Below are 1,807 nucleotides of genomic sequence, written 5' to 3'. Positions count from 1 at the left end.
GCCAAGGGAGAAGAGAAGGCTTTAAGTTACGCTACCTTAATTCGTAGTTGCAATCAGTGGGGGGTTACACCCTCCATTGTCTTGTTAATCACTAAATCTTTAATTTAGTGTGGGCTGCTGTACCCTTTTAATTACGAATTATTTAGTTATCCTGATCCAGCAATAAAATCAGCGTATTACAATATATAACCATTTGACAATTCCCAAATATCGTTGTTGTTGTCTAGAGTTTTGCCGCTTACCAGTTGGCACATGTATTACTATTAACTAGACCTTACTGAATTAGCAACATTCAGTCAGGATTAAATATCTTAATCCAGTTTTGATAATCAAAACTACCGTGTATAGTGTGGTTAGAATGAGTGCCAGTTAAAACACTTGATTGCAGTGGCTTTAGCGTCTAAATAAATTGATTGACTTTTAAAAGAGATAAGTATCCAAAATATACATTAGCATATTTTTTAAAAAATAAACTCATGTTCTTTTTATATTTCCAAATAATTAGTTACTTTATACCTTGGCTGATAGTTTTCAAAAAACCTAGTAAATTATGGTAAAAATGCCGAATTATTGCCAATTAGGGAATGGCGATCGCAAAGCCAACGCAAAGGGAAAACGCAGATTTTTCCGGGCTACTGTGTCACCAATATTTTTAATAACACTATGCTTAACTACTACTTGCGTTGCCACTGCCCAGCAGTCTTCAAAAAATGCCCAATCAATACCCAGTCTCATCTCACAGTCACCTACACCTGCTTTAACAGGCGTACTATCCTCTGGTAATCAAATTTCTCTCAATGGTCGTACTCTACCAGGAACTTGGTTACAGCGACCTGGAAAAGCTGGTCGGATTACAACTTATCTGAGTGATGGGGCATTTAGGCAGTTAATTGGAGTAAATTTCTTAAACAGTACCAACTCAGCAAGGCAGCCAATACAGTGGTTTTCATCGGTGACAAAGCCCCTGGTTTTAACCACCAGGCTACTAGGAGCATATCGCTATCTTGATATTACTAATTTTGGTCAAACATCTGGATGGGAAATCCGAACCAATGGCAACATTTTGGTGATTGCTACCCCAAAAGCACAAATTACAAATATTGCTCAGAGCCAGGAACCTCCAGAGGCAAGTGCCCCTTTGCAACAAACTCGGATTCTTGTTGATTTAGATCGTCCAACTCCCTGGCAAGTTGTACAAGGGTCAATTATTAAAAAAATTGAAACTCCATCCTCTGATCCAGACACACCAACTACCAAACCCACTGCACCACCAAATCGAAAGTGGACAATTACCCTCGATGGAATAGCCGATCCTGTTTTGATAGAACGCTATACCCCCCAGCCACCAGTAGTACCAGCAACACCACCAACATTGCTGCCAAACTTGCTTAAACAATTATTACCAGTTCCACCAACACAACCAATACCACCAGCCCCAGCCCCTGAACCACTGATTCAACAAGTGGAGGTAGTGAAAAACCAAACTATTATTACTCTGAGCGTTCCCTTCGGTCTATCGCCTCAAGTTAGTAGTGTAGATAACCCCAATCGCCTGATTATCAATATTCGACCCGATCCCCTAGAAGAACGAGATATTACTTGGGCCCCAGGATTGCGCTGGCAACAGCGTTATGTCAGCTTAGGTACAGAACGCTTCCCGGTGGTTTGGTTAGAAGTTAATCCCCGTAAATTTGGGCTAACCCTGAAACCTATGTGGGCTAGTCCTGATGGGCTTGCGGGTACTGCTCCTTTAATTCAAACGGCACAACGTTACTTAGCAGTAGCTGGAATTAACGGTGGTTATTTT

Annotated in this window: 1 pseudogene; it reads left to right on the top strand. The window is 41.0% G+C overall.

Annotated elements, in window-relative coordinates:
- Positions 1–559: 559 nt before the first annotated feature.
- A pseudogene (locus VE944_RS26500) lies at positions 560–1,807 on the top strand (phosphodiester glycosidase family protein); the annotation flags it as partial.

Origin of the sequence: Nostoc sp. (genome assembly GCF_035638895.1) — a bacterium.
Lineage (GTDB): Bacteria > Cyanobacteriota > Cyanobacteriia > Cyanobacteriales > Nostocaceae > Nostoc.
This window is presented reverse-complemented; position numbering and strand designations above follow the sequence as displayed.